This window comes from Akkermansia sp. AE01SA01 (assembly GCF_036417395.1).
Lineage (GTDB): Bacteria > Verrucomicrobiota > Verrucomicrobiia > Verrucomicrobiales > Akkermansiaceae > Akkermansia.
Genome location: NZ_CP143890.1, coordinates 774,650 through 797,402, shown reverse-complemented (window position 1 = coordinate 797,402; position 22,753 = coordinate 774,650). Strand labels below are relative to the sequence as shown.

21 protein-coding genes, 1 tRNA gene and 1 pseudogene are annotated in these 22,753 nt (G+C 54.1%); 8 read left to right on the top strand and 15 right to left on the bottom strand.

What is annotated here, in order from left to right; all coding sequences use genetic code 11:
- Positions 1–45 precede the first annotated feature (45 nt).
- The 6 genes and pseudogenes from V3C19_RS03235 to V3C19_RS03215 all read left to right on the top strand — a co-directional run bounded on the left by V3C19_RS03235 (position 46) and on the right by V3C19_RS03215 (position 4,490).
- Positions 46–122 (top strand) — tRNA-Pro (locus tag V3C19_RS03235).
- Between the two features lie 315 nt (positions 123–437).
- A complete protein-coding gene (locus V3C19_RS03230) occupies positions 438–1,361 on the top strand; it encodes a tail fiber protein (protein WP_330937151.1) in 924 nt (307 codons plus the stop codon).
- A 306-nt stretch (positions 1,362–1,667) separates the two neighbouring features.
- On the top strand, positions 1,668–2,042 hold the full coding sequence (gene crcB, locus V3C19_RS03225; RefSeq protein ID WP_295933688.1) for a fluoride efflux transporter CrcB: 375 nt from the start codon (positions 1,668–1,670) through the stop codon (positions 2,040–2,042).
- 215 nt (positions 2,043–2,257) lie between these two features.
- A pseudogene (locus V3C19_RS12820) lies at positions 2,258–2,923 on the top strand (transporter substrate-binding domain-containing protein); the annotation flags it as partial.
- 135 nt (positions 2,924–3,058) lie between these two features.
- A complete protein-coding gene (locus tag V3C19_RS12815; protein ID WP_342778974.1) occupies positions 3,059–3,742 on the top strand; it encodes an amino acid ABC transporter permease in 684 nt (227 codons plus the stop codon).
- Positions 3,735–4,490: an amino acid ABC transporter ATP-binding protein gene (locus tag V3C19_RS03215; protein ID WP_275667852.1), complete on the top strand. Its 756-nt coding sequence runs from the start codon at positions 3,735–3,737 to the stop codon at positions 4,488–4,490. Before V3C19_RS12815 ends, V3C19_RS03215 begins: the two co-directional genes overlap by 8 nt.
- Before the next feature lie 150 nt (positions 4,491–4,640).
- On the opposite strand, the gene V3C19_RS03210 is transcribed toward V3C19_RS03215, so the two are convergent.
- From V3C19_RS03210 to V3C19_RS03150, 13 genes are all read right to left on the bottom strand, one after another.
- Complete coding sequence (locus tag V3C19_RS03210; RefSeq protein WP_295933680.1) at positions 4,641–5,501, bottom strand: hypothetical protein; 861 nt, start codon at positions 5,499–5,501, stop codon at positions 4,641–4,643.
- Positions 5,498–6,352 (bottom strand): hypothetical protein, encoded by an 855-nt coding sequence (locus V3C19_RS03205; RefSeq protein WP_149874352.1) that lies wholly within the window; start codon positions 6,350–6,352, stop codon positions 5,498–5,500. Before V3C19_RS03205 ends, V3C19_RS03210 begins: the two co-directional genes overlap by 4 nt.
- A 131-nt stretch (positions 6,353–6,483) precedes the next feature.
- On the bottom strand, positions 6,484–7,365 hold the full coding sequence (locus tag V3C19_RS03200; protein ID WP_130083039.1) for a hypothetical protein: 882 nt from the start codon (positions 7,363–7,365) through the stop codon (positions 6,484–6,486).
- A gap of 1 nt (position 7,366) precedes the next feature.
- Complete coding sequence (locus tag V3C19_RS03195; RefSeq protein WP_295933678.1) at positions 7,367–8,206, bottom strand: hypothetical protein; 840 nt, start codon at positions 8,204–8,206, stop codon at positions 7,367–7,369.
- A gap of 109 nt (positions 8,207–8,315) precedes the next feature.
- Positions 8,316–9,215: a hypothetical protein gene (locus V3C19_RS03190; protein WP_130083041.1), complete on the bottom strand. Its 900-nt coding sequence runs from the start codon at positions 9,213–9,215 to the stop codon at positions 8,316–8,318.
- Positions 9,205–9,975 carry a hypothetical protein gene (locus V3C19_RS03185; protein ID WP_295933674.1) on the bottom strand — a complete coding sequence of 257 codons (771 nt, stop codon included), beginning with the start codon at positions 9,973–9,975 and terminating at the stop codon, positions 9,205–9,207. Before V3C19_RS03185 ends, V3C19_RS03190 begins: the two co-directional genes overlap by 11 nt.
- Positions 9,976–10,210: 235 nt before the next feature.
- Positions 10,211–11,119, bottom strand: coding sequence for a hypothetical protein (locus tag V3C19_RS03180; RefSeq protein WP_149873750.1), 909 nt, complete (start codon positions 11,117–11,119; stop codon positions 10,211–10,213).
- A gap of 55 nt (positions 11,120–11,174) precedes the next feature.
- Positions 11,175–11,885, bottom strand: a complete 711-nt coding sequence (locus V3C19_RS03175) for a hypothetical protein (RefSeq protein ID WP_295933670.1) — start codon at positions 11,883–11,885, stop codon at positions 11,175–11,177.
- Between the two features lie 582 nt (positions 11,886–12,467).
- A complete protein-coding gene (locus tag V3C19_RS03170) occupies positions 12,468–13,388 on the bottom strand; it encodes a hypothetical protein (RefSeq protein ID WP_295933667.1) in 921 nt (306 codons plus the stop codon).
- Complete coding sequence (locus V3C19_RS03165) at positions 13,381–14,271, bottom strand: hypothetical protein (protein WP_130083046.1); 891 nt, start codon at positions 14,269–14,271, stop codon at positions 13,381–13,383. Before V3C19_RS03165 ends, V3C19_RS03170 begins: the two co-directional genes overlap by 8 nt.
- A 111-nt stretch (positions 14,272–14,382) precedes the next feature.
- The gene (locus V3C19_RS03160; protein WP_130083047.1) at positions 14,383–15,294 is read right to left on the bottom strand and encodes a hypothetical protein; all 912 of its coding nucleotides are present in this window, start codon (positions 15,292–15,294) and stop codon (positions 14,383–14,385) included.
- Between the two features lie 7 nt (positions 15,295–15,301).
- On the bottom strand, positions 15,302–16,159 hold the full coding sequence (locus V3C19_RS03155; RefSeq protein ID WP_130083048.1) for a hypothetical protein: 858 nt from the start codon (positions 16,157–16,159) through the stop codon (positions 15,302–15,304).
- A 184-nt stretch (positions 16,160–16,343) separates the two neighbouring features.
- The gene (locus tag V3C19_RS03150) at positions 16,344–17,726 is read right to left on the bottom strand and encodes a tetratricopeptide repeat protein (RefSeq protein ID WP_161981203.1); all 1,383 of its coding nucleotides are present in this window, start codon (positions 17,724–17,726) and stop codon (positions 16,344–16,346) included.
- 137 nt (positions 17,727–17,863) lie between these two features.
- Between V3C19_RS03150 and V3C19_RS03145 the strand changes: the two genes are divergently transcribed.
- Positions 17,864–18,556 (top strand): pseudouridine synthase, encoded by a 693-nt coding sequence (locus tag V3C19_RS03145; RefSeq protein ID WP_295874101.1) that lies wholly within the window; start codon positions 17,864–17,866, stop codon positions 18,554–18,556.
- Between the two features lie 11 nt (positions 18,557–18,567).
- Entirely contained in the window at positions 18,568–19,338 is a 771-nt protein-coding gene (locus V3C19_RS03140) for an RluA family pseudouridine synthase (RefSeq protein WP_130083051.1), read from the top strand.
- An 11-nt stretch (positions 19,339–19,349) separates the two neighbouring features.
- On the opposite strand, the gene V3C19_RS03135 is transcribed toward V3C19_RS03140, so the two are convergent.
- Positions 19,350–19,991, bottom strand: coding sequence for an NAD(P)H-dependent oxidoreductase (locus V3C19_RS03135; RefSeq protein WP_130083052.1), 642 nt, complete (start codon positions 19,989–19,991; stop codon positions 19,350–19,352).
- A gap of 288 nt (positions 19,992–20,279) precedes the next feature.
- Positions 20,280–22,670, bottom strand: a complete 2,391-nt coding sequence (locus V3C19_RS03130) for a hypothetical protein (RefSeq protein ID WP_295933663.1) — start codon at positions 22,668–22,670, stop codon at positions 20,280–20,282.
- Positions 22,671–22,753 lie beyond the last annotated feature (83 nt).

Sequence of the window (22,753 nt, the reverse complement as noted above, 5' to 3'; positions counted from 1 at the left end):
ACACCTCGCCGTCGCAAGACACGGCCCCGGTCGGTCCGATTTTATCGGGTTGTAGCGCAGTCTGGTAGCGCACCTGCATGGGGTGCAGGGGGTCGCAGGTTCGAATCCTGTCAACCCGACCACTTTTAACCGCTTTAAGATCAAATACTTAAAGCGGTTTTTTGTTTCCTGTTTCTCAAGACATGTCGTTCGCCGCAGGAAATATGCCAACGTTAGACCGTGTCCTTCTGTTTCCTGCCGAAAAACAGGTTGCAGGCAAACATGCTCTCCGGACCGGCTCAATACACATTTCAACAACCGTGGCACTCAACTGTCCAACGAATGTCCTGGTATTATTTTACAGAAAAATATCAACCGCCATCATTACAGGTTTCACTATATAGCAGTAAATCTTCTCCAGTCCTCTGACGTTCCACACGGGATGATGTTTTTCCGGAATGGGGGCAAATTCCCATCGAAGTGTTATCGGTCGCTGCCGCTTGCCAGGCAAAATAAAAAATACCTTTGGCAAATGGATATATCCCTATTCTACACAGGCGGCAGCGGAGATTTCCCATACTCCATTACAAAAAATAATAATCATGAAAGAAACCACAACCATTAATGGAATTCCGATGGTAATGCAGGATGAATTTTTCATGCATGCCGAAGACACGACCATCCACGTCACAGCGGAGGAAAAAGAAAAATGGAACGCCGGAGGCCAAGGCCCCAAGGGGGACAAAGGTGATAAAGGCGATCCCGGAGCCACAGGCCCACAAGGGCCGCAAGGCCCCAAAGGAGAACCGGGAACGCCGGGACCTGCCGGGGCACAAGGCCCGAAGGGCGACAAGGGCGATCCCGGCCCCGCCGGTCCGGAAGGTCCGGGCGGATCTGGAATTGCTCCGGGCTGCTTCATGTGGTTTTGCGGCTCCACACCGCCGGAGGGCTGGCTGAAATGCAATGGGGCACTGTTGCAGATAAGCCAGTACCCCGCCCTGCACGCAGCCATCGGCACCACTTATGGGGGAGACGGAGCGACTACTTTTGCCATTCCTGATTTAACAAGGGATAACGGCCTGTTCATCCGCGCAGCAACTGGAGACAGGACAGCAGGAAGTGTTCAAGGAGATGCAATCCGCAACATTACAGGAACATTTAGTTTCATGGGATGTCTAAATGGGTTGCTTTGGGCAAGGAATTTATCGGGAGTTTTTACGCAACAAGCACATGCGGCAAGCTCAGAATCAATATCTAATGCTAGATATTGGGAAGCAGGGTCACTTAATGAAAAAACCATATTTGATGCGTCAAGAGTTGTACCTACAGCTGATGAGAACAGGCCTGTCAATATAGCCTTGATGCCTCTCATCAAATATTAATGGAAAACATAATCAGCTTCAAATAACTACAAACCCATGCTCATTTTCTGAAACATGGTGATCCGCTAGTTTGATTTGAAGTCACATCCATACAAAAATAGACGATAGACTTATTCTACGTCATCAGATTCATCCTAGCCGCTGCAAGCTTATCTGCTTGCAGCAGTTTTCATTTCTTGCTTTTGTCGCTTTGCTCCGAACAATAGCAGGAATGATTCTTTTTCACCCAGCTATGAAAAACCACCCTCTTTCATTAAACGCATCAAAGACCTGTACACGCTGACGAGCATTACTTATATTCCCACCGTGAAAAGCATCCTCCTGATCGGCTTGGGCAGCTTCATCGGCGGAATACTCCGGCACCTTCTTTCCTGCTGCCTGAATGATTCCGTCGTGAAGGGATTTCCCCTCGGGACTCTGGCCGTCAATCTGGCCGGATGTTTTCTGATCGGCATTTTGTACGGCTTTTTTGACCGGGGCACATTGATCAATCAGGAACTGCGCATTTTTCTCACCATCGGGCTGTGCGGAGGCTTTACCACCTTTTCCACCTTTATGAATGAAAATTTCCTGATGGCGCAGGGCGCTCAATTCTTCACGCTGCTTCTCTATGCCGTCCTGAGTCTGGCAGGCGGCTTCCTGGCCGTCTGGCTGGGCTATACGCTGCTTAAGGCGGTATGATTCTGTTCATCCCGTGCCAACCCGGGAACAGGATAAAAGGATGCGCTTCATCAAGCAATCCGCCGGACGGCTGAATCAACTACGGCACGGGATGGGCATCCCACGTTTTCCATGCGGCCGGAATAGAGGCTTGCGTCAATTTTATATTGCCTTCCTGGCTGGTAAGTCATATATCCCAGCGGTTCAACCGCCATCATGTACTCATTCACCCTGCCATGCCGCTGATCCATCTTCTGAAATGCCTCGGAGCCCTGTTGACAAGCTGGTGCCTGTTGTGTTCCGGAGCCTCCGCGGCGGATAACGGCAGAATCCTGATGGTGACGGAGGCCACGTTCCCGCCCTATGAGTTCCGGGAGGAAAACGCCATCATGGGCATTGATCCGGAGATCATGCGGGAAGTAGCCAGACGCGCCGGGAAGGAACTGGTGATTGAAGACATGAGCTTCGATTCCGTGATTACGGCCGTGGTTTCCGGCAAGGCGGATGTGGCGGCCTCCGGAATTACGGTGACTCCGGAACGCCGGAAACAAGTGGATTTTTCCATTCCCTACGTGGAGGCGGCCCAGGTGATCATCGTTCCCAAAGGTTCCTCCATCCGGAGCAGGGACGATATCCGGGGCCGGAGAATCGGCGTCCAGCACGGAGCTACGGGGGACATTTACGTCACCCGCAACATCCAGCAGCCGGAACGCTTTCCCAACGGGGCGCTGGCCGTGGCCGCACTGGCGGCAGGCAAGGTGGACCTGGTGGTTATTGACCGGGACCCGGCAAAGATGTACCTGGCCAACCATGATGAGCTGGAAATACTGCCGGAGCCCCTGACCTCGGAAACGTACGCCATTGCCATACGCAAGGGAAACACGGAACTCCTCCAGCACGTCAACAAGGTCATTGCCGACATGCAGGCGTCCGGGAAGCTGGAAGAGATACGGGCCAAATACGCCGCCATGCAGGTCAGGCCTCCCGGTTCATCCGGCGCCCATGCCGCAGGAACCGGTTGGCTGGAAGGCAAGTGGCTGGACCTGAAAGAGTCGTTTGAGGTCAATTTTATTCAGGAAGGACGCTGGAAGTACTTGGCCAACGGTTTTCTGGTTACGGTGGAGATTTCCTTCTTTTCCGTACTTCTGGGCGTTCTGATGGGTTTCGTGGTGGCCGTCATCCGCGCCACCCACGACAAGACGGGAAAGCTCCGTTTCCTGAATGCTCTCTGCAAGCTGTACCTCACGGTCATCCGGGGCACCCCCGTTGTCGTGCAGCTGCTGATCATCTACTTCATCATCTTCGGTTCCGTGGATATCAGCAAGGTGCTGGTGGCTGTGGTCGCCTTCGGCTTCAACTCCGGCGCCTACGTGGCGGAAATCATCCGCGGCGGCATCATGGCCATCGACAAGGGGCAGTTCGAAGCAGGCCGCAGCCTGGGCCTGGGATATGCGCAGACCATGATTTACATCATTCTTCCGCAAGCATTTAAAAACGTGCTGCCCTCCCTGGGGAACGAATTCATCGTGCTCCTGAAGGAAACCAGCGTCTCCGGCTACATCGCCCTTCAGGACCTGACCAAGGGCGGCGACATCATCCGCAGCCAGACCTACACCGCCTTCATGCCCCTGATGGCCGTGGCCCTGATTTACCTGGCCATGGTCATGCTGTTCAGCTGGCTGCTGGGCAAGCTGGAAAGGAGACTGAAAAACAATGAATGAGCCGCCCCAACATACGCCCATGCCCATGTTCCAAATCAGCAATCTGGTGAAGGAGTTCAATGCCGTCCATGCGGTGCACGATGTCACCACGCAGATCAATCAGGGGGAGGTGGTGTTCATCGTAGGCCCCTCCGGTTCCGGAAAGAGCACTTTCCTGCGCTGCCTGAACCTGCTTGAAGAGCCCACCTCCGGGGAAATCCGGTTCAAGGGGGAACTTATCAACGCGCCCCATGCGGATGTAAACAAATTCCGGCAGCACGTAGGCATGGTCTTCCAGCATTTCAACCTTTTCCCTCATCTGACCATTCTGGAAAACATCACGATCGCCCCCGTGAAGACGGGCCGCGCCACCAGAAAGGAAGCCACGGCCCAGGCGGAAGCCCTGCTCCAGCGCATCGGCCTGTATGACAAGCGGCATGCCTATCCCCTCCAGCTCTCCGGCGGCCAGAAGCAGCGCATTGCCATCGTGCGTTCCCTGGTCATGAATCCGGACGTCATCCTGTTTGACGAACCGACTTCCGCCCTGGACCCGGAAATGGTGGGGGAAGTCCTTTCCCTGATGAAGGAGCTGGCTAAAGGCGGCCTGACGATGGCGGTCGTCACCCATGAAATAGGATTCGCCCGGGAAGTGGCCACCCGCATTATATTCATGGACAGGGGAAAAATTGTGGAGGAAGGCTCCCCTTCCCAGGTCATCGACCACCCGTCACATCCCAGGCTGAAGGAATTCTTCTCCAAGGTACTTTAAACGGAAGGACAGTCCGGAATCAGGAAAGACCGCGTCCCTGCCCGTCCGGAGCATGGATTCACACAAAAAATGCTTCCGGAACCATTCCTCCGCCCCAGCCGGAGAAACCGCCACAAGAGGCCATGGAGTTTCTGCTCCCGGAGGCCTCCATTACTTTCTTTGGCCTCCCAATCCTATTCTGACATCCACAGGCACGGTGACGATATCAACGTGCTGTTTGTACAGCAGCTTGACTTTCAATACCGGCAACTCTCCCTGATAAGGGAATTGCAGGACATAGCCATCCTCCAGAAAATTCTCCGAAACACTCCCGAAAAAGGATAACACCGAAGAATCAATTTTCCTTCCTTTTCCATCAAACAACTGCCATTCATCAATCATGAAACGGTGCTCGCTGCCCAGTGACACACGTACGGTGAACTGCTCTCCCTTCCTTTCCGCCAGACTTACCGTCCATTCACAGGCGGGTTCCTCCTCTGCAACGATGATGTCGCCTTTCTGCTCTCTTTCAGCATACGGCGACAAAGGCACATCCTTTTTGACCTCCTTTTCCTCCAGCGGAAATTCATAAAGGGGCGTCTCCCGGTCACGCGCCACAGGAACACGAAGCGTTCCCCGCAAACGCACCCATGATGCGTCCGCAGCCGGCAGGCGCGGACACTCGCCGTAAACCAGCGTCTTGTTCACGCTCTCCCTGGACGCTCCACCAAGAAAGGCAAGATTAAACGTCACATCGCCCAGCTTTTTCCCCGTGGAATCCTCCGCCGTCAGAACTTGTTCCTGAACCTTGTCGTCAGCTTCAAAATTCAGGGGGGCAGGGACACTCAGCATGGCTCCAAATATCAATTTCGGAATCGGGAGGCTCTCTCCCTTTCTATCCATCAACCCTATTTGGACTACCGGAAATTCCACTTTTACATCGGAACTTTTTAAGCCGCCCGCATCCTGCGCTCCGGCAAACATCGCCAAGCCTGTCATCCAGAATATTCCGCAACTTTTCTTCATCATCATTCTCCGTTCCCGTTTATTTCACAGTTTTCCCCGGCCGCCCCCGCCGGGAGAACCATTCCCGCCATGCCAATCCTGAATGAAACGGGAACTTCCGCTTCCTTCAATCCCGACGCATACCGGATCCTGAAATTCAGCCGATTGTCTTCCGGTCTTTGCAGAACAAAGAATGCCGCCCATGTGGACTTCCCGTTCCTGAAATTTCCCGGCAGCAGAGATTGATTGTTCTTCTCTTCCGGATTGTCCCGATCCACTAATTCCAATTCGCGGGCTCCGCTTCCATCCGGAAGAACCAAACTCAACTCCACCCATACATTATCTTTCTGGCCGGGAATGGAGAAACCCCAGTTTGTCACGGTCAGCTCCGTGTGTACATCCTCTTCCTTCCCGTGGTTCAGTACGGCTTTTTCCAGCACCACGGGAACCCCCGTCCCCTTTTCCAATGGGACCGACACCACTTCCGAATCCCTGTCCATGCTTGAAACCATAACGGCGGCAGTTCCCCGAACTTCCACCCAGCGGGCATCCCGCCCAGGCGTCCAATCCCTTCCCTCCACGGAAAGCCACGGCCGGAGAGGGCTTACCATCCACCGTTCTGTCACGGAAGCTTGATGGAACAACTGCACACCGGGAGGGCGGCTTCCCAGAGAATCACATAAATCCAGCCGCGTTTTCTCCAAATGCACAGAGGCGATTTTCCAAGGAGCCGTACACTGGAACAGCATGTGCATGGTCAGATGCGGGACAGTGTCTTTTCCATGGAACCAGCCTTCGCCGCTCCATATATTCACGGAGTGGATAACCGCCTTCACGGCAGGTTCGGAAACCGGCTGCGCATGAAGCAACACCGGCACGCATGCCAGTACGGATGAAAACAAGGCACGGAACATTACGTCAAAGAAAAATTCTCCATTCAGTGTAACTTACATATGAATAAATACAAGCGGCTTCCGCATCGTTTTTCCTGTTCGGCCCCCGGGCAGGTTCACTTTCCTTTCCTGATTTTCCCCCTCATGCCCAGTTTGACATCCACGGGGACAGCTACCGTTTCATGGGGAATTTGGTAAAGGATGCGGAACCTGAGTTTTTCCAGCTTTTCCGGTTCTTTAAAGACAAAACGTTTTGCCCAGTAGGCGGAAGAATCGTCTCCATCAGAAGAATAGTTGGTACCAAGAGGGGATGCCTTCAATGATTCATCCTTTTCATTCAGTATCTCGAAGGAATCCAGACGGAAAGCGGAGTCAGCCTTCAGACCGATCATCACTGTGACCATTTTCCCATCCTGATTTTCATACGTGCTGTAATCCTCCAGCACAAGCTTTCCCGCTGAAGGCCCCTGAACAGATACAACGTCGGCGCCTTCCTCCCCTTCTTCACTGTTTCCGGGCAACGGCACATCTATCTTCGTCCCTTTTGACAGAGGCAGCTCATAAACGCGGCTTTTCAATGTCCGGGCCAGGGAAATGCGCCATACCCCTTGCAGCCGTATCCAGGAAACTCCCGGGAGCGGAATCTCCCCCGCCGTGCCCCTCATCCCGGTTTGGCGCCATCCTTTCCGGGAGGATTGAAACGGGCTTATGTCAAACTCCACGGGAGCCAGCTTCCTCCCCGCGGAATCTACGGCCTCCAGATACTGGACTCCGGAATGCTCCCACACCGCAAAGGACAAAGGCTCTTTAACACTTAATATTGCTTCTACATTCAACTCCAACGGGATTTTTTCCTTGCGCTCCCTCTTGGATAATCCTACGGAAACAAATTCAATTCTTACCGGCTGCTTTTCTTCCTTCCCATCCTTTTCCGGAGCGGCGTCCCCCAGGGAAGCTCCCAGAATCAGGCAGATGCCCGGAATGGCGTATCTCTTCATATCAATTTTTTTTCGTTGAACCTTCCTGTTTTTCCCCCATGCCGAACAAGCCGAAGCGGATATTCACCGGAACCACGATCTTTTTCATCCCGGTTGCGTACCTGACGGAAATATCCAGTCCCTCCTCCTTCCTGTCGCCCAGCTCCAGATAGCGGCACCAGTCATGCTTTCCGCCGGGATCAATGCCGCTTCCACCGTACTCCGCCACCGGCAGCGGAGTACCGTCCTCCGTGTGCGTCTCCATGTCCAGCAGGCCCAGCCTGACGGTGGAAACCAGGGAGAACATGACCTGAGAACTCTCTTCCTGTCCGCACCAGGCACCCAACCTGCTCACCGACAGTTGCACCTTCACATCTTCGCCGTTCGAGCCGGCACCCTTGAGCGTCAGCGGCACGGAAAATCCGTTGACCAGCTTGACCTTCACTTTCTCCGACAGTACGGCAGTCCGGTACATGAAAAAAGGAATTTCCCCCTTCAGTTCCACCCATTCCGTATCTTCCGCGGGCAGCCAGTCCTCCCAGGACAGGGAAATCTCACCGGTTTTTTCATTAAAAGCAAAGTCATTGCGGGAAATATACCGGCACTCGCCTTTGGAACTGGCATCTCCCCTGGAATCCACCAATTTCAGACTGGCGTTGCTTTCATCAAAATAGGCTGCCTTCCAGTCAGTTTCCTCCAGGAATGACAGTTCCAAGTCAATCCTTTCCGGATCCGTACTGATTTCCCATCTGTCCAAGGAGAGGGATATGGCTGGTTCCCCGGGAGCTTCCTTCGCAAGTGCGGAACAACAAACGGCCATGCAGCAAAACACGGACAGCCAGGGTATGATTCGGTAGAGCATGGGTAGGGGAACAAACAGGATTTCCTGTAATGATAATCACATTACCAACGATGATCTCAAAACGGAAGAGCTTTTTCCGATGACCGGAGAACCGTTTCCGGTTCGGATATTATTTCCTGTTTCCCGGCTCATCCCGTATTTCTCCCCTCATGCCAAATTTGATATCTACCGGAATTTTTACTAGTTTCCGGAAGGCCCTGTAAATCGGCCGGATCCTGAGTTTTTTCCCGTCTCCAAGGTCCTCAAAAAAATACGTGGCATCCGCTCTACAGAAAGATTCCACTGGAGAATAGGACATTCCCCCAGTCATGGTTTCCAGGACTTCATTCTTGTCATTCAAGATTTGAAATGCAGAAAGCTCAATGGGAGCGTCTGCCTCCAGGCCAATCTCCGCTTTGACCATTTTTTTGCCCTCATACTCAATTTTTTTATATTCTTTCAGAACAATTCTTGAGGAAGAAGCCGTCCGGGCTGTCACCACATCTTCACTTGCCTCCCCTTCCCCGCCGTTGCTGCCGGGCACGTCAATGTAAACTTCCGTTCCTTTCTCCGCAGGCAGTTCATAAACGTCTCCCTTCACCAGCCGGGCAAGAGGCACCCGCAGCGTTCCTTTCAAACGCAGCCAGGCGGCATCCGGGCCAGGCGCTTCTCCGGCAGTCCCGGCAATGCGTAAATACACCATGCCATCCGCCGTGTTCTGAATCGTTGCTGACAAACGGATTTCCGCCGGTGCCAGTTTTCGTCCGGAAGAGTCCGTTACATCCAGATATTGCAACCCGGTGTCGGCATATTCCCCAAAACATCGTGGTTCACTGACACTCAAAATCATGCAGAATTTCAACTTGAGAGCGCTTTCTTCCCAAACGCCGTTCCGGCACCTCCGATCACTATCCCACCCAACATTATCCATTCCAATGCCCACTTCATTTTCCACCGCCGCTCCGCGTCCTGTCTGAACCGCCACCCATGAGAGGGCCACCGCCGCCGGAACCAGCCAGTTACTTATCATGCCGTGCATTCTCATCTCCATTCCCTTCTTGTTGAATATTCCGGTTTTCCATGACTCCGAACAGGCCGAACCGTGCCTGTACCGGAACCATGATTTTTTTCAATTCGTCAGCATAGTTGACGGAAACCTTCCATTCCTCCCCCTTGATGTCCTCCTCCCGGAAGTTCACGATCCAGCAGTATTTCCCGCCGGGATGATCCGCTTCCCCGGAAATGCATTCCGACGAACCATTCACGGGCAGCACGGCTCCAGCTTCGGATTCCATTTTAACTCCCAGAAAACCTATTTTTGACGGTGCCAGCAGATGAAGAGATACCCACCCCTCGCTCCCGATAACCTTGTAGGGAACCACCTTCAGTACGGCATTCACGTCCTTTCCATCCGGTCCGGCATTCCGGAGGACCAGGGGAACGGAGTTTCCCTCCCCCATCTTCAGGGAAACGCTTTCCGACATGAAAGAAGCCCGGCAGATGAAAAAGGGTATCTTTCCGCTCACCTCCATCCATTTCGCGTCTGCCGACGGCAGCCAGGACTCCGTGGACAAAGTAATCCTCTTTCCCTTCTTCAGCCCCTCCAGCAACGAGGGGGAGTCATCATAACAACACTCCATGCCGGGGCACAAGGAACCTTCCGAGTCCGCCAGCTTCAATCCACTTTCACTGACCCCGCAGCAGGCAATTTTCCAACCGGACTCTTCTGCGGCCTTCATCGTGACTTTCAATTCAAGATCAAGCTGCCTCTTCCGTGAAGGGTCTCCCATCCGTACAGATTGTGTGGACCAGTTGTAAGGGGAAACGGTTATGACAGGTTCTTCAGGTATTTCCCCGGCAAAAGAGGAAGAGCAAAGGGCCATTCCCCAAACCGCCGGGCAGAATAAAAAACGGCAAAATATAAAATAGTTAAACGTTAGTCCCATTCCAATAAATATATTATTTATTCACAATCATCAACATGGATAATTTCCAGAAAATCAGTGCCGGGTTGCGGTGCAACAATCAACGGAGGAGGGCGCCCTTCCCTTTTTCCGGTTCCTCCCGGATTTCCCCCCTCATGCCAAATTTAATATCCACCGGAACGGTGACCGCCTTCTGCCGCACCCTGTAAAGCAGCCTGATCCTGAGCTTCCGGAGATCTTCCGGCGCTTCCAATTCAAGCAGACTCTTCACGTAGCAAAAGGGAGAGAAAGAAAAGCCTTCTCCCGACGCTATCCTGCTCAGGCATGTGGATTCCAGAACTCCATTCCTGTCATTCAATATCTGAAAATCGGTCAGATCAAAATGAGACTCTATTTCCAGCACAATTTCCACCCGGGCCATCTTTTTCCCCTCCTTTTCAAAAATCCCGCACTCACCGAGGGAAAGTTTTCCCACAGAACCATCTTCACCCACGACAATGTCGCCATTTCCCGCCTCTTCCTCCGCACTGTCGTTGTGCAGAAGAATATCCATCTGCGCGCCGGACTGGAAGGCCAGTTCATAAACCGGACTTTGCTGGAACCGCGCAAGAGGCATGGTTAATTCCCCTCTCAGGCGCAGCCAGGAGATATCCGGCCCCGGAGCCTCTTTCAGAGTTCCGGCAACGTTCGCATAAGTAACGCCTTGTTCCTGTCTTTGAAATAATTGTTCCAAATCAAACGTGACCGGAGCAAGTTTCCTGCCGGAGGAATCAATAAGTTCCAAAACCTGTTTCCCGCCATGGGCATATTTCGGAAAGCACAACGGTTCCCTGGCGCTCAGCATGAGCGATATTCCCAACTCCGGTTCCGTTTCCTTAAAATCCCCCAGATCTTCTTCACCACTGCAGTGCCACATCAGATGGGGTTCCCAGCCGACATGACCCACTCCAACTTTCACGGGATTTTCCTCCGCGGCATGTCCGCCATTCATCACGGCAGCCCATGCCATGAACACGGTACACAGAAAAATCCGGCCCTTCATCATCATCTCATGCTCCTTCATCTCAATTCCTTCCCGGTTGAACCTTTTCCTTCGCCACCGTGCCGAACAGGCCGCTGCGCCCATGAACGGGAACCACGGCTTCTTTCAAGCGGACCAAATATTTGACGGCCACAATCACTTCTTCATCGTGCGTGCCGTCCAGCACCAGAAACTGGCGCCACCCATGTTTCCGTGCGGAATTTCTATCTTTTTCCCCGCCGCATTTTCCCAGAATAGCTGTCCCGTCCGTTCTTTGCACTTCAAAATCCAGGAATCCCACCGGAGCTTCGGAACTCATGCTGATGGTGACGCTGAGGGTTCCCTTTCTCAAGGGATTCGGTCTAAGGGAATCCACTTTCAGCATCACATTTACGTCTCCCCCATCCAGGGCGGCGCCCTTAAGTACCAGCGGCGCTGAAAAATCCTCGACCAGCTTCAGCACGACATTTTCCGACACGGAAGAATCGCGGGAAACGACAAAAGGCAAGTTTCCCTTTACCTCAATCCACTTCGCTTCCGCCGACGGCAGCCACGACTCCGTTGACAGAAGGATTCTTTCATTCCTGATGCGGCATCCGGAAGAGAAAAAAACGGAATAATCGCTCTTCATGCCGGAGCAGGAGGAACCCCTTGAATCCACCACAGTCACACCGGTCCCGCCTTCCCGGAAATAGGCGATTTTCCAATCGGATTCCTCCTTGATCTTCAGGCCTATTTGAAGTTCCCGCTTCAAGGGAAAATCCCCGGATTCGGCAGGCCTTGTCGACCATTTGTACAGCGAAGCGGAAAAAGCCGGATTTTCGGTTCCTTTCTCCCCATAGGAAGGGAAAGCAAGCAAAAAACAGCAAACGGCTGCCACCCGGGGCAGATGGAAATACTGTATCATCTCATTCACAGGTAGTTTGTTATTTCACACAAGTAACATTTTTATTTTCTGAATCAACTTTTAAAATACACCTTTGCCGGGAAAACGTAAACATCCCGCCAAAGACGAGAATCATGCCCGGCGGCAACGGGAAAATGCTTCCACGACATTCCCGGAAAGAAGACGGATTCCGCACTTTCGCGAATTCCCGGCAGTTTCACGCTGCATACAACCGTGCCTCGAAACGGATACGGCAGACTTTCCGGAAGCCGGTTTTTCAACGATGGAACAACAAAGGCCATCCTGCAACACACATCCGGACGGAAATGGGAAACGTCAGGTCATGAAAAGACTGCGGAAGGACATAACCACCCGCGAATCCATGTCCCTATACCAATGCCCATCCCAGCAACTTCCCAAAATTGCCGTATCTTCACTCCCAAACACGCATTACCGGCGCCCCCCGCCCTTTCCTTTTTCCGGCTCCTCCGGTATCTCACCCCTCATGCCTATTTTGGCATCCACGGGAACGGCCACGGATTCCACAGGAACCCTGTACACCATTCTTATTCTCATTTTCGAGAAGTCTTTCGGAGCCTCAAACCGGAAAGATCTTGTCCACCTTTTTGATTCTCCCGACCTTCCGGAAGAACTGCCCCTCAAGTCGGTTTTCAAAACGGCATCTTTGGCATCCAGAACCTGGAATCCTTCCAGCTCAAAAGGAGAATCCGTCTTCAGCCCGATCTCTGCCGTAACCGTTTTCTTGCCGTCCTTTTCAACGACCTCATATTCATCAAGAAAAAGCCTTCCCGTAGAGGGATCTCCTGCCACTACGATATCTTCGGGAGCGGCAGTTTTATCATCCGTCTCCCTGGGCAGCGGAACATGCATTTCCGTTCCCTTTTTTGGAACGAGTTCATAAACAGGCCCCGTCACCAGCCGAGCAACGGGAACCTTCAGCATTCCCTTCAGCCGGAGCCATGCCACATCCGGAAGAGGCAATTCCCCAACTTTCCCGAACACGCATGCATATGCTTCTCCATCATAACCCTGCTGATACAGATAGCCCAGATTGAATTCCACAGGGGACAGCTTTCTTCCGGAGGAATCCGTCATTTCCAGATATTGAATGGAATCGAAATTCCTTTGGAAAGACAAATGGGGCTTGATATCCAGCCTTATCTCAAAAACCAGTTGCAAGGGACCTTCCTCCAACTGCCCGTTCATCCATAATTCCTCGCTTGCCACCTTCACGGAGGTAAATCTGGCCTTTACAGGTTTTTCCACTTCCTCTTCCCCCCATGCTACCGGGCAGACGGCCGCAGCTACGCCCAGAACAAGCAGCATGTTTACCACACTTTTCCTATTCATGGCCATTTCCCTCTTTCTTCATTTCCATCTTCTCCATCTGCCCGAACAGGCCGCTTCTGATATCAACCGAAGCCATGATCCTCTTCAAATTCACCGCATGCCTGACAGTTACGGACAGTTCATTGCCTTCTATTCCCTCCACAGACAAATATCGATTCCATTCATACTTGTTTTCAGCCGTTCCAAATCCTCTCCCGGAGGTTCTAACCGATAACACAGTATCATCAGCCGCCTTCAATTCAAAATCCAGAAAACCTATCTTTTCAGATGAAGTCAGCTGGAGTACCAGCCAACTGCCGGAGTTTTCCTCTTTCCCGGCCTGATAATTTTCCACCTCCAGCACAGCTTCCACATCATGGCCGCCTTTCCCTCCTTCCTGTTCCATTCCGGCGTTCTTTAGCACCACAGGAATGGAAAATCCCTTCTCCAGCTTGATTTTCACGCTTTCCGAATCAGCCGTGGCACAAGACACCACGCAAGGAATGTCGCCTTTCACTTCCGTCCACACAGCATCCGGGGAAGGAAGCCAGGAATCCGCAGTTACGTAAACAATGCCATCTCTCCTGTCCCTTTCCGGCTTATGGGAAGCGTAATACCTGCATTCCATCCCGGAACAGGAGGATCCGGTAGAATCCTTCAGGCTCAATTCATGTTCTTTATCTTCACAATAGATTACCTTCCAGGGAGAATTTCCGGCGACCTTCATTTCCAGCTGGAATTCCCTGCTCTCCACAGGAGGCGTCTGCCGAAAAGACGTGTTCGTGGACCATTGATAAAGGGAGACGTCAACGGACGGTTCCGGAACGGATTCTTTTCCAGAAGAAAAACACGGTGTTGTCAGGCCGCAGGCGAAGGCGGCAAGGAATAAAAAACGGTACAACATAACAGGGAGGGTACGAGGGAATTTTCACCATACCAGCCCCCCTCCCGGAAACAAGGTCAAAACGCAGTTCCGGCTTCCAAAAATCCAGATCATTCCCCTCATGCGGAGTTCCTATCCATTCCGCCTTTCCTCCCGCTTCTCCGGTTCCTTCCGGATTTCCCCGCCCATGCCCAGCTTGACGTCCACAGGGACGGATACATGTTCCGGCTCTCCTCTGTAACGCAACCGTATCCCAATGTTCCCCATCTCTTTGGCAACAGAAAACTCCAACGCGGTTTCCCATATTATTGAATTATCATTTCCGGATGAAGAATAACTGTCCATGCCGGCGGACAGCAATTTGCCTTTTTCGTCAAGCAACTGGAATTCATCCAGATAAAAGGGAGTATCCACGTCCAGGCAAACCGTTACGGAAAAGGTCTTTTTTCCATCCTTCCTCGTCCACGTAAAATCCTTGAAATAAAGCATCCCCATCGGCATGTCGTCGGACGCCACCACATCCTCCAACTTCCCCGTATTCCCTTTTTCATTCCCCGGCAAGGGAATAAGGACGGACGCTCCCTTCCGCAGCGGGAGTACATAAACAGGGCTATCCATGATGAGCGCCACGGGGACCCTCAGCAATCCCTTCAACCGCACCCACTCCGCCCCGGGAGAAGGAAGAGATGGAGCAAAGCCTTCAATCTCCATATAAGAGATTCCCCTGTCACGGCTTTGATCCATCCTTCCCAAGTCAAACCTCACCGGAGACAATTCCCGGCCTGTGGAATCCACGGCCTCCATGAATTGCCGCTCCGTATTCGAAGGATTCCAGAATCCCCAGCGGTCAGGGATAAAAAGAACGGCACGGCACCTCCATTCCAATGGGCTCTTCTCTCCGTCAAACCACATGTCACGTTCCAGTCCTACTTGCGTAAATGACACCCCCACTTCTGAGGGAACATCCTTTCCACCCTCGCTGGAGAATGCCGCTCCGGAAAACAGAAGAAAGATTCCCGCGCCGTGTCCTATGGACTGCATCATCTTCATATCATTCGCCCTTTTGAGAATCCTGCACCAGTCCGGACATGCCGAATTTAATTTCCACAGGCATATCCACCCATTCCAGCCCGGTCATGTAATTCACGGCAACATGAACTTTCCCTTTCTCATCCGGATTCAATAAATAAGACCAGAACCATGAATATTCCCCGGATGAGCTGCTACGGCTGAATAAATCTTCTCTCGCCGGAAAAGGAGCGCCTTCCGGCGTCGTCAGCTCCAGGCGCAGAATCCCCATATACCGGGAAGATTTCAACTTCATCTCCATCCTGAGCCCCCCTGAATCCCTGTCCCGGACAAATGACATCTCCAGGGAGCCCCGTCCATCCTTTTCGCTTCCGGCCTCCTCAAGAACGGCTCCTTTCAGAAGCAAAGGCTTCTTCTGGTCTTTCTGCCCCACGGTGAAGGAAAGGCCTTCGGACAAGGCCTCCTCCTTTCCGATAATGCACGGAATTTTCCCTTTCAGTTCCACCCATGCCGCCCCGGCCGCAGGAAGCCAGTCCCTGCATTCCATTTCCAGTACCGGATGTTCCAGGTCCTCCATGAACAGGGATTCTTCGCAACAAAGGACGCCGAAACGGCCGCCCGTGGAATCATGAACAGCCAGACGGGCATCTTTCTCATTGCAGTACACCATCCTCCACAAGGCGGGCTTCATGATTTTCAAATCCACATGAAACGTCTTTTCCGGATTTTTGACACCGGGCTGCCACCATGTTCTGGCATAGGCTGAACACAGGGATGCGGAAAGAGTTTCCTTCTCCGGGACATCCCCGCTCCGGGAAAGGTGGACGGCCAACGGACACAAGGCGCATACAGTCAGGAACTTCACAAAACCATTTTTCATGAATGATTAACGCTAACATTTCCCGTTCAAGGGGCAAGAGAAAAAATCAGCATTCCGGAGGCATTGAAAACTGCCGGACCTTTTTTCCGCCGTTTCCAGCGGCATTCACCCCCTGCCTCCATAAAAAACGGGATACCCCGTCAAAGGGATATCCCGTTTCCATCTGAACTGCGGCAGGCAGCCGTTAACTGCCATAAGAGGATTCTACGCGCCGGGCTACATCCCGGTAACCGTATTCGGCATCGTAAATCTGCTGGAATGCCGCCAGGGATTCCTCCTTCTTGCCGAGCTTTTCATAAAGCAGGCCGATCATGTAGAGGATTTCCTTCTTGGTGTCATTCATTTCAATCAATTCCTTGTTGGCCTCTTCCAATTGGCGAAGGGCCATGTCGTGCATGTTCTTGGCGTCATAACATTTGCCGAGCAGCAGCATGGCGCGGATGCGGATATGGGGGTTGTTGCGGGCGCGCTGGAGTTCCGGGATGGCCTCCGTATAGTTGCCGCAGTCAAAGAGGGCCTGCCCGAGTTCAAAACGCGTCTGCGGATCCGTGGGATTGTTTTCCACGCGCTGGCGGCACAGGGCCACCTGCTGTTCGGCGGCTTCCCGGCTGAACTGGGCCAGTTGCTCCTGAAGCTCCTTGTTGTCCGGGTCCGCGGCGGCGCGCTTGCGGATTTCCTCCACCTGGGCCTTGCGCAGGCGCTCGTTCATTTCCCCGGCCTTGTTTTCCAGGGAGATGTCGTTGTTGCTGAGACTGAAGGCGTAGCTATAGAAGGAGTAGGCGTTGGCCCAGTCCTCCATCTGTTCGTAAACGTTGGCGATGTCCCGCACCACGGCCTGATCCTGCTGGTTCTGGGCATAGCGGGCGGAAAGAAGGCCCAGGCGTTCTTCCAGTTCCGCACGGGTAAGGCCTTTCTTGTCGCTCTTGTCCAGAGCATTCGTTTCGGAGGAATCCTTCATCACGTCCTTGAAGCTCTTGGCCTCTTCCCACTTCTGTTGCTGCATCGTGGCGCGGGCCATGCAGTCCTTCTCGCTTTTCACCGCCACGCTGTCCGTGGGGTCCAGCTTCACGATGTCGTGGAACACTTCCGCGGCCTTGGCCGGAAGATCTCTGGAGACATAGTGGGAAGCCAGCATATGGAGCATTTTCTTGTTGGTGGGATGCCCCTGGCGGATGGTTTCCAGCGCAAAGGCGGCCAGGTCCGGAAAGTCCACCTCCATGGCGGCTGCGTACAGCGCCTCATTCACCGGAATGCTGTAAGGATCGTTTTCCAGTTCGTCCTCCAGGGAGGAGAGCTGGGTGGCCGCATCCTTTTTGGATGAGGTGAGCTTGCTGGTGCTGATTTTCATGCCGCTGAACAGGCCGCCTTTCTTGGGCTCCGGATTCAGCTTGATTTCACAGGCGCGCAGGGCCTGCCGCCCTTCCAGAAAGCCCGGCAGCTGCTTTACCAGCGCCTTGAGAAGGCTGACAGCATAGGGAAAGTTGTTCATATCCACCGCCTGGCGGGCGCGCACCCAAAATTCGGCCTGCTGGGGGGTCAGCTGGTCTTCTGTAATCGTATCAATCATGGAACTATATGAGTGTAAATGATAAGCATCGGAAAAACTCCAAACAGGGAGTTCCCGCATGTAATAGTTTAATACTATCAATCAGGGGGGCGTATTTCAATCTTGTTTTTTGTTCCCGTTAGGAAAAAATACGCCGCATGAGACTGGACGCTCTTTTATCCCGCTACGGGTACTGTTCCAGGCGGGAAGCGCCGGGATGGATCAAACGCCACTCCGTTACGTCCGGGGGGAGCGCATGCGCCAACCCCGCGGACAAAGTTCAGGCGGAAGACGTCCTGATAGACGGAGAACCGGTGGAATTCCCGGAAGGGCTGTATGCGGCCCTCCACAAGCCAGCCGGCTACACATGCAGCCACGACGAAGAGGAAGGGGACGTGATTTACGACCTCCTGCCCTTCCAGTGGAGACACCGGAATCCCGCCGTTTCCTCCGTCGGACGGCTGGACAAGGAAACGTCCGGATTGCTCCTGATCACGGACGACGGCAAGTTCATCCACCGCATGACTTCCCCCAGGCACCACGTTGCCAAAGTGTATGAGGCTGCCACGGAACAGGACATCCCCGCGGAGGCCGTGGAACTGTTCGCCGCCGGCACGCTGACGCTGGAGGGAGAAAGGCACCCCTGCGCCCCCGCCCGCCTGGAAATCCTGGAACCGCGCCGCGCACTGCTGACGCTGACGGAAGGAAAGTACCACCAGGTGCGCCGCATGCTGGCCGCCGTGGGCGCTCCCGTGGCCTCCCTGCGCCGCGTTTCCATCGGCAGGCTGAAGCTTGAAGACCTGAACCTGGAACCCGGAGACTGGACGCCCATCCGCCCGGACATGATTTAATCCCTCCTTCCATGTGGATTCCCATCTCCGACGAGCCTATTTCCTGTTTCCCTCATTTTGATGTGGCGGCGGAGTCGGAAGACTGGATTGTGGTGAGCAAGGGAGCCCCGCTGATCGTCCATCCGTCCAACGGGAAGCGGGAACCCAACCTGCTGGAAGGCGTGGAGGAGCTGCTGCGTTACGAACTGGTCAACGGAGCCGCCCTTTCCCTGGTCAACCGGCTGGACAGGGAAACCAGCGGCCTGACCCTGATTGCGAAAAACAGAAGCGCCGCCCGCCAGCTGGGGCGCGCCATGCAACGGCGGCTGATGCACAAGGAATACCTGGCCATCGTCAGGGGATGGCCAGAATGGAAGGAAACGGTCTGCACGGCCCCCATCCTGCGGCAGGGGGAAGTAGGGGAAAGCCGCATCTGGGTAAAACAAACAGTACATCCCGCCGGAAAGGAATGCATCACGGCATTCCGTGTAGAGCGCACCCTGGAATCGGCCAGCGGCCCTCTGGCCCTGGTCCGGTGCATTCCGGAAACAGGCCGCATGCACCAGATACGCGTGCATCTGGAGCATCTGGGCCATTCCATCGCGGGAGACAAGATTTACGGCCCCTCCGAGGATTGCTACCTGGAATACATCCAACACGGCTGGAACCGGGAACTGGAGAAGCAGCTGATCCTGCACCGCCATGCCCTGCACGCCTGCCGGCTGGAGTTTCCCTTTGATGAAGAAACCTTCACCGCGGAATCGCCCCTGCCGGAAGACATGGCAAGGCTGCTGGCACTTTAGGAAAACAGCCCTCAGATGACCTGGATGACGTCGCCGCGGTCAAACCGGACCTTGGCCAGACGGGCGTACTTGTCCGCTTCCTCATCCCGGTAGCCCAGGGCCAGGGCGCAGAGCGTATAATATGGGGAATCTTCCAGTTTCAGGATACGGTCATATGCAGCCGGGTCCATGCCTTCCAGCGCGCACGTATCTATCCGCAAGTTTGCGGCACAGCTCATCATGAATCCCAGCGCGATGTACACCTGGCGTTCCAGCCATGCCTTGAGCACGTCCGGGGATTTGGAACCCGCCAGCTCAACAATCCGGTCCCGGTAAAGGTTCAGGGATTCCATCGTCACGCCGCGCACTTCCACAATGCGTTCCAGATAACGCTGCACGTCTTCCGTGGAAAAGTCCCTGCGCGCGCAGAACACCACCAGATGGGAGGAGTCCGTCACCTGCGGCTGGTCCCAGGAAACGGAGCGAAGCTCCGCTCGCACGGACGGCTCCCGCACGTCAATGAACTTCCACATTTGCAATCCCAGGGAGGAAGGGCTCAAATGCAGGGATTCCAGCAGGGCGTTCCAGTCCGCCTCCGGAATGCGGCGGTTCGGGTTGAATATCTTGGTGGCATAGCGCCATTCCAGCGTTTTAATCAATTCCTGAGCATTCATATTCGTTATAAGACCAATGATTCAGAGCTTCCCGCGGATGCATGGCGTCAGAAACGCACTTTTCATGCCATCCGCTTCCGCCCTTTGTTCTTCATCATCCTTCTTCTTTGCCGGAATGCAAGCCAAGGTTCCGGCACGCAGGCATCATGGCGGCAGGGGTTCCGGCCGGAATACGGAAGAAATGGCCGCAGGCAGGACAGGAGGGTCGTGATATGACCGGAATGGCGGAATGCGCGGACTATCTCCACGTTCCTCCGGCATTTCCATTTGCCGTATCCGGGCGCAAGACTACAGGAATTTAACCGGCATATGGTCGCCTGTCTCCTGAATTGTGAAGCTGATTCCCAGGCCGAATTCGTTCCTGCCGCCGTTTTTGCGTACGAACACTCCCACGCCCAGGTACCATGACCCCATATTATGGTACATGTTGTATTCCTGAATATCCAGCTTGCCGTCCAATAGGGAGAAGCGCCATTTGCCGCTGAAAGCCCAGGCTTCCGAAAACCGCTGGAGAATGCGCAGGTCCAGCTGGCTGTTGTCCTCCAACAAGGCGTGCTGGTTCAAATAACGGTGCCCCACAGAGATTTCCGTGGACCGCCAGGGCATGAAGCGCAGGGAGTTGTTGTATTCACGGCAGCCGGACACCCTGTCCCTCCCCAAAAGGGGCGCCTGCATTTCCGAACGGTACTCCATCCACGGAACGGGATTCCAGCGCATGAAGGAGAACAGGTTGGAGAAGTCCCTCCGGTCAACGGGATCATATAAGTAGGCGTCCATGAACACATCCCAGGAAAACCAGCGGTGGGAATTGGCATCCCGGCTGGTCATCAGCATGTTGCGGAGCCCGTAGCGAAAAACCAGGCCGGAAGACAGGGAATCGATCTCCGTATATCTTCCCATGCTCAGCGAAGGAGGATTGGTAGTAGGCGTATCTCCGTCAATCTGGGGATAAAGTTCATGCAGCGTATTGGTCTTCACGTACGCCAGCGTGAAGTGCGGCTGGACAATGTGGTTCATGCCGTTGAGCCCCATGGAATCGCTGTACACGGAAGAATAGCGGCGGGAGAATTTGAAGTCCGCGTCCGTCCCCGCGTAAAAAATGCCCTGGTTGAGCGGCTTGTTGTCTCCCGTATCGTAATAACCCGTGTAGCCGCCGCCCACCTTGGGGGTAAGGTTCAGGAATCCCATGATTTTATGGGAAGCGGAAAATTCATGGAACGTATGGAACCTGCTGTATCCGTCCGTCATGAGCATGCGGGCCCAGTAGTCATAGGCAGGGCTTCCCGGCTCCAGGCGGTCCACCAGGTCCCGGATATCCGTCCGCATGAAAGGCGGCACATACTGCTTCAGGAAGGCAAAACTGGTGCGGCTTTCATACATGACGGGGGAGCGGAAGATGGGAGATTTGATGCGTTCGTAGCTCAATTCCGTCCGCTGGTCCGCCATGTAGAAATTGTTGGGCACGAAACGGTGCAGAAGGGAAAAATCATTGGTATCGTCCGTGCGGGAAAGAAGCACCGTGTTGTCCGGAGAGGAGTTGCGCTGGTAGATCTCCGGGTAGAAGTCACGCAGCATGTACTCGTCGCTCAGCATGTTGACATTGGCTTTCAGACGCCATTCCGTCAGGGCGTTTTCCCGGAGGGACCACATCTGCTGGAGCGCCAGGCGCCACCTGTCGGGGTCCAGGTGTTCACGGTACTCGTCATCGCCCGCGGAAATCTTCGCCCCCCGGTCACGGGTCATGTACACGGACAGGCCCGTCATGTCCGGACATCTCTCCTCCAGCGGCACGTCCCGGATATCCAGGCCGTACGCAAAACCGCGCCGGGTGCGGTAGTCCAGATGCAGGGTACCCAGGTAATCGGCGGAGGGCATGTGGTTTTCCACCCTCCTGTTTCCCAGAAGAAAGCCGTACTCGTTCAGCAGATAAGGCCCCCATATGGACCTGACTCCGGGCATGGGCAGGTATCCCACTTCCGGATTCAGGGAATGGCTGAGATAGGGAAAATAAAAGAAGGGAACGCCGCCGTAATGGAGGGTCAGATTCTTGAAGGAAAACCTGTCTTCCGGGTATACGCGTATCCTGTCCGCGGAAATCCAGGTGAGGGGGTCGCTCACATCTTCCGCGGTAATGGAAGCATCAAACGCTTCCAGATAGGACTGCCCCTTTTCGTCCGTCCTGTACTCAAAGTTGCCGCTGCGCAGAATCATTCCGTCCACCTTCGTCTTCAGGGCGTCGGAAGTGAAGGAATCGCTTTTCCGGTCGTATTCCGCGCTGCCGGCACGCGTCAGGCTGCTGGTATTCGTCCGGCTGTCATGCTGGTAAATGGACAGGTTGCCCTTGAAAAAAACCTTGTCGGCGGCAGCATCCACCTCTGCCCGGTCGGCAAACACTTCCAGCCCGGTGTCCGTAATGATGTGAACCTGCGGAGCGCCTTCAAAAATGAACGTCTTGCGGTCGTGGATATAGCTGAGGGGCCCCTCGTTGGAGATTGTCAGATAGGAAGGCATCTCCGGCATCATGGAACCGGAAAACAGATTTCCGACGCGTTCCGTCCGGTCATCCTTCCCTTCGTCTCCGGCAGGCGGTCCGCCCGGAGCGTTTTCCGCCGCCGTTTCCGCAGCCAAGGGCACACTCAAGGCGATCAGCGCCGCCGCGCCCCATAGCTTTGCGTTCATCCCAATCATGGCTAGTCCACAGAACACTATGAGAAAGGACAAAAGACAAGCCTAATGTCATATTTCTCCGCCAGTGGCCGCCA

Coding starts and splice junctions, on each gene's coding strand:
- V3C19_RS03180 (WP_149873750.1), bottom strand. CDS start 11,119: ATGGCATGGGCTGCCGTGATGAATGGCGGACATGCCGCGGAGGAAAAT.
- V3C19_RS03155 (WP_130083048.1), bottom strand. CDS start 16,159: ATGAAAAATGGTTTTGTGAAGTTCCTGACTGTATGCGCCTTGTGTCCG.
- V3C19_RS03130 (WP_295933663.1), bottom strand. CDS start 22,670: ATGAACGCAAAGCTATGGGGCGCGGCGGCGCTGATCGCCTTGAGTGTG.
- V3C19_RS03140 (WP_130083051.1), top strand. CDS start 18,568: ATGTGGATTCCCATCTCCGACGAGCCTATTTCCTGTTTCCCTCATTTT.
- V3C19_RS03190 (WP_130083041.1), bottom strand. CDS start 9,215: ATGATAAGTAACTGGCTGGTTCCGGCGGCGGTGGCCCTCTCATGGGTG.
- V3C19_RS03150 (WP_161981203.1), bottom strand. CDS start 17,726: ATGATTGATACGATTACAGAAGACCAGCTGACCCCCCAGCAGGCCGAA.
- V3C19_RS03215 (WP_275667852.1), top strand. CDS start 3,735: ATGAATGAGCCGCCCCAACATACGCCCATGCCCATGTTCCAAATCAGC.
- V3C19_RS03200 (WP_130083039.1), bottom strand. CDS start 7,365: ATGAAGAGATACGCCATTCCGGGCATCTGCCTGATTCTGGGAGCTTCC.
- V3C19_RS03210 (WP_295933680.1), bottom strand. CDS start 5,501: ATGATGATGAAGAAAAGTTGCGGAATATTCTGGATGACAGGCTTGGCG.
- V3C19_RS03170 (WP_295933667.1), bottom strand. CDS start 13,388: ATGAATAGGAAAAGTGTGGTAAACATGCTGCTTGTTCTGGGCGTAGCT.
- V3C19_RS03195 (WP_295933678.1), bottom strand. CDS start 8,206: ATGCTCTACCGAATCATACCCTGGCTGTCCGTGTTTTGCTGCATGGCC.
- V3C19_RS03135 (WP_130083052.1), bottom strand. CDS start 19,991: ATGAATGCTCAGGAATTGATTAAAACGCTGGAATGGCGCTATGCCACC.
- V3C19_RS03145 (WP_295874101.1), top strand. CDS start 17,864: ATGAGACTGGACGCTCTTTTATCCCGCTACGGGTACTGTTCCAGGCGG.
- V3C19_RS03160 (WP_130083047.1), bottom strand. CDS start 15,294: ATGATGCAGTCCATAGGACACGGCGCGGGAATCTTTCTTCTGTTTTCC.
- V3C19_RS03185 (WP_295933674.1), bottom strand. CDS start 9,975: ATGGGAGACCCTTCACGGAAGAGGCAGCTTGATCTTGAATTGAAAGTC.
- V3C19_RS03165 (WP_130083046.1), bottom strand. CDS start 14,271: ATGTTGTACCGTTTTTTATTCCTTGCCGCCTTCGCCTGCGGCCTGACA.
- V3C19_RS03230 (WP_330937151.1), top strand. CDS start 438: ATGGGGGCAAATTCCCATCGAAGTGTTATCGGTCGCTGCCGCTTGCCA.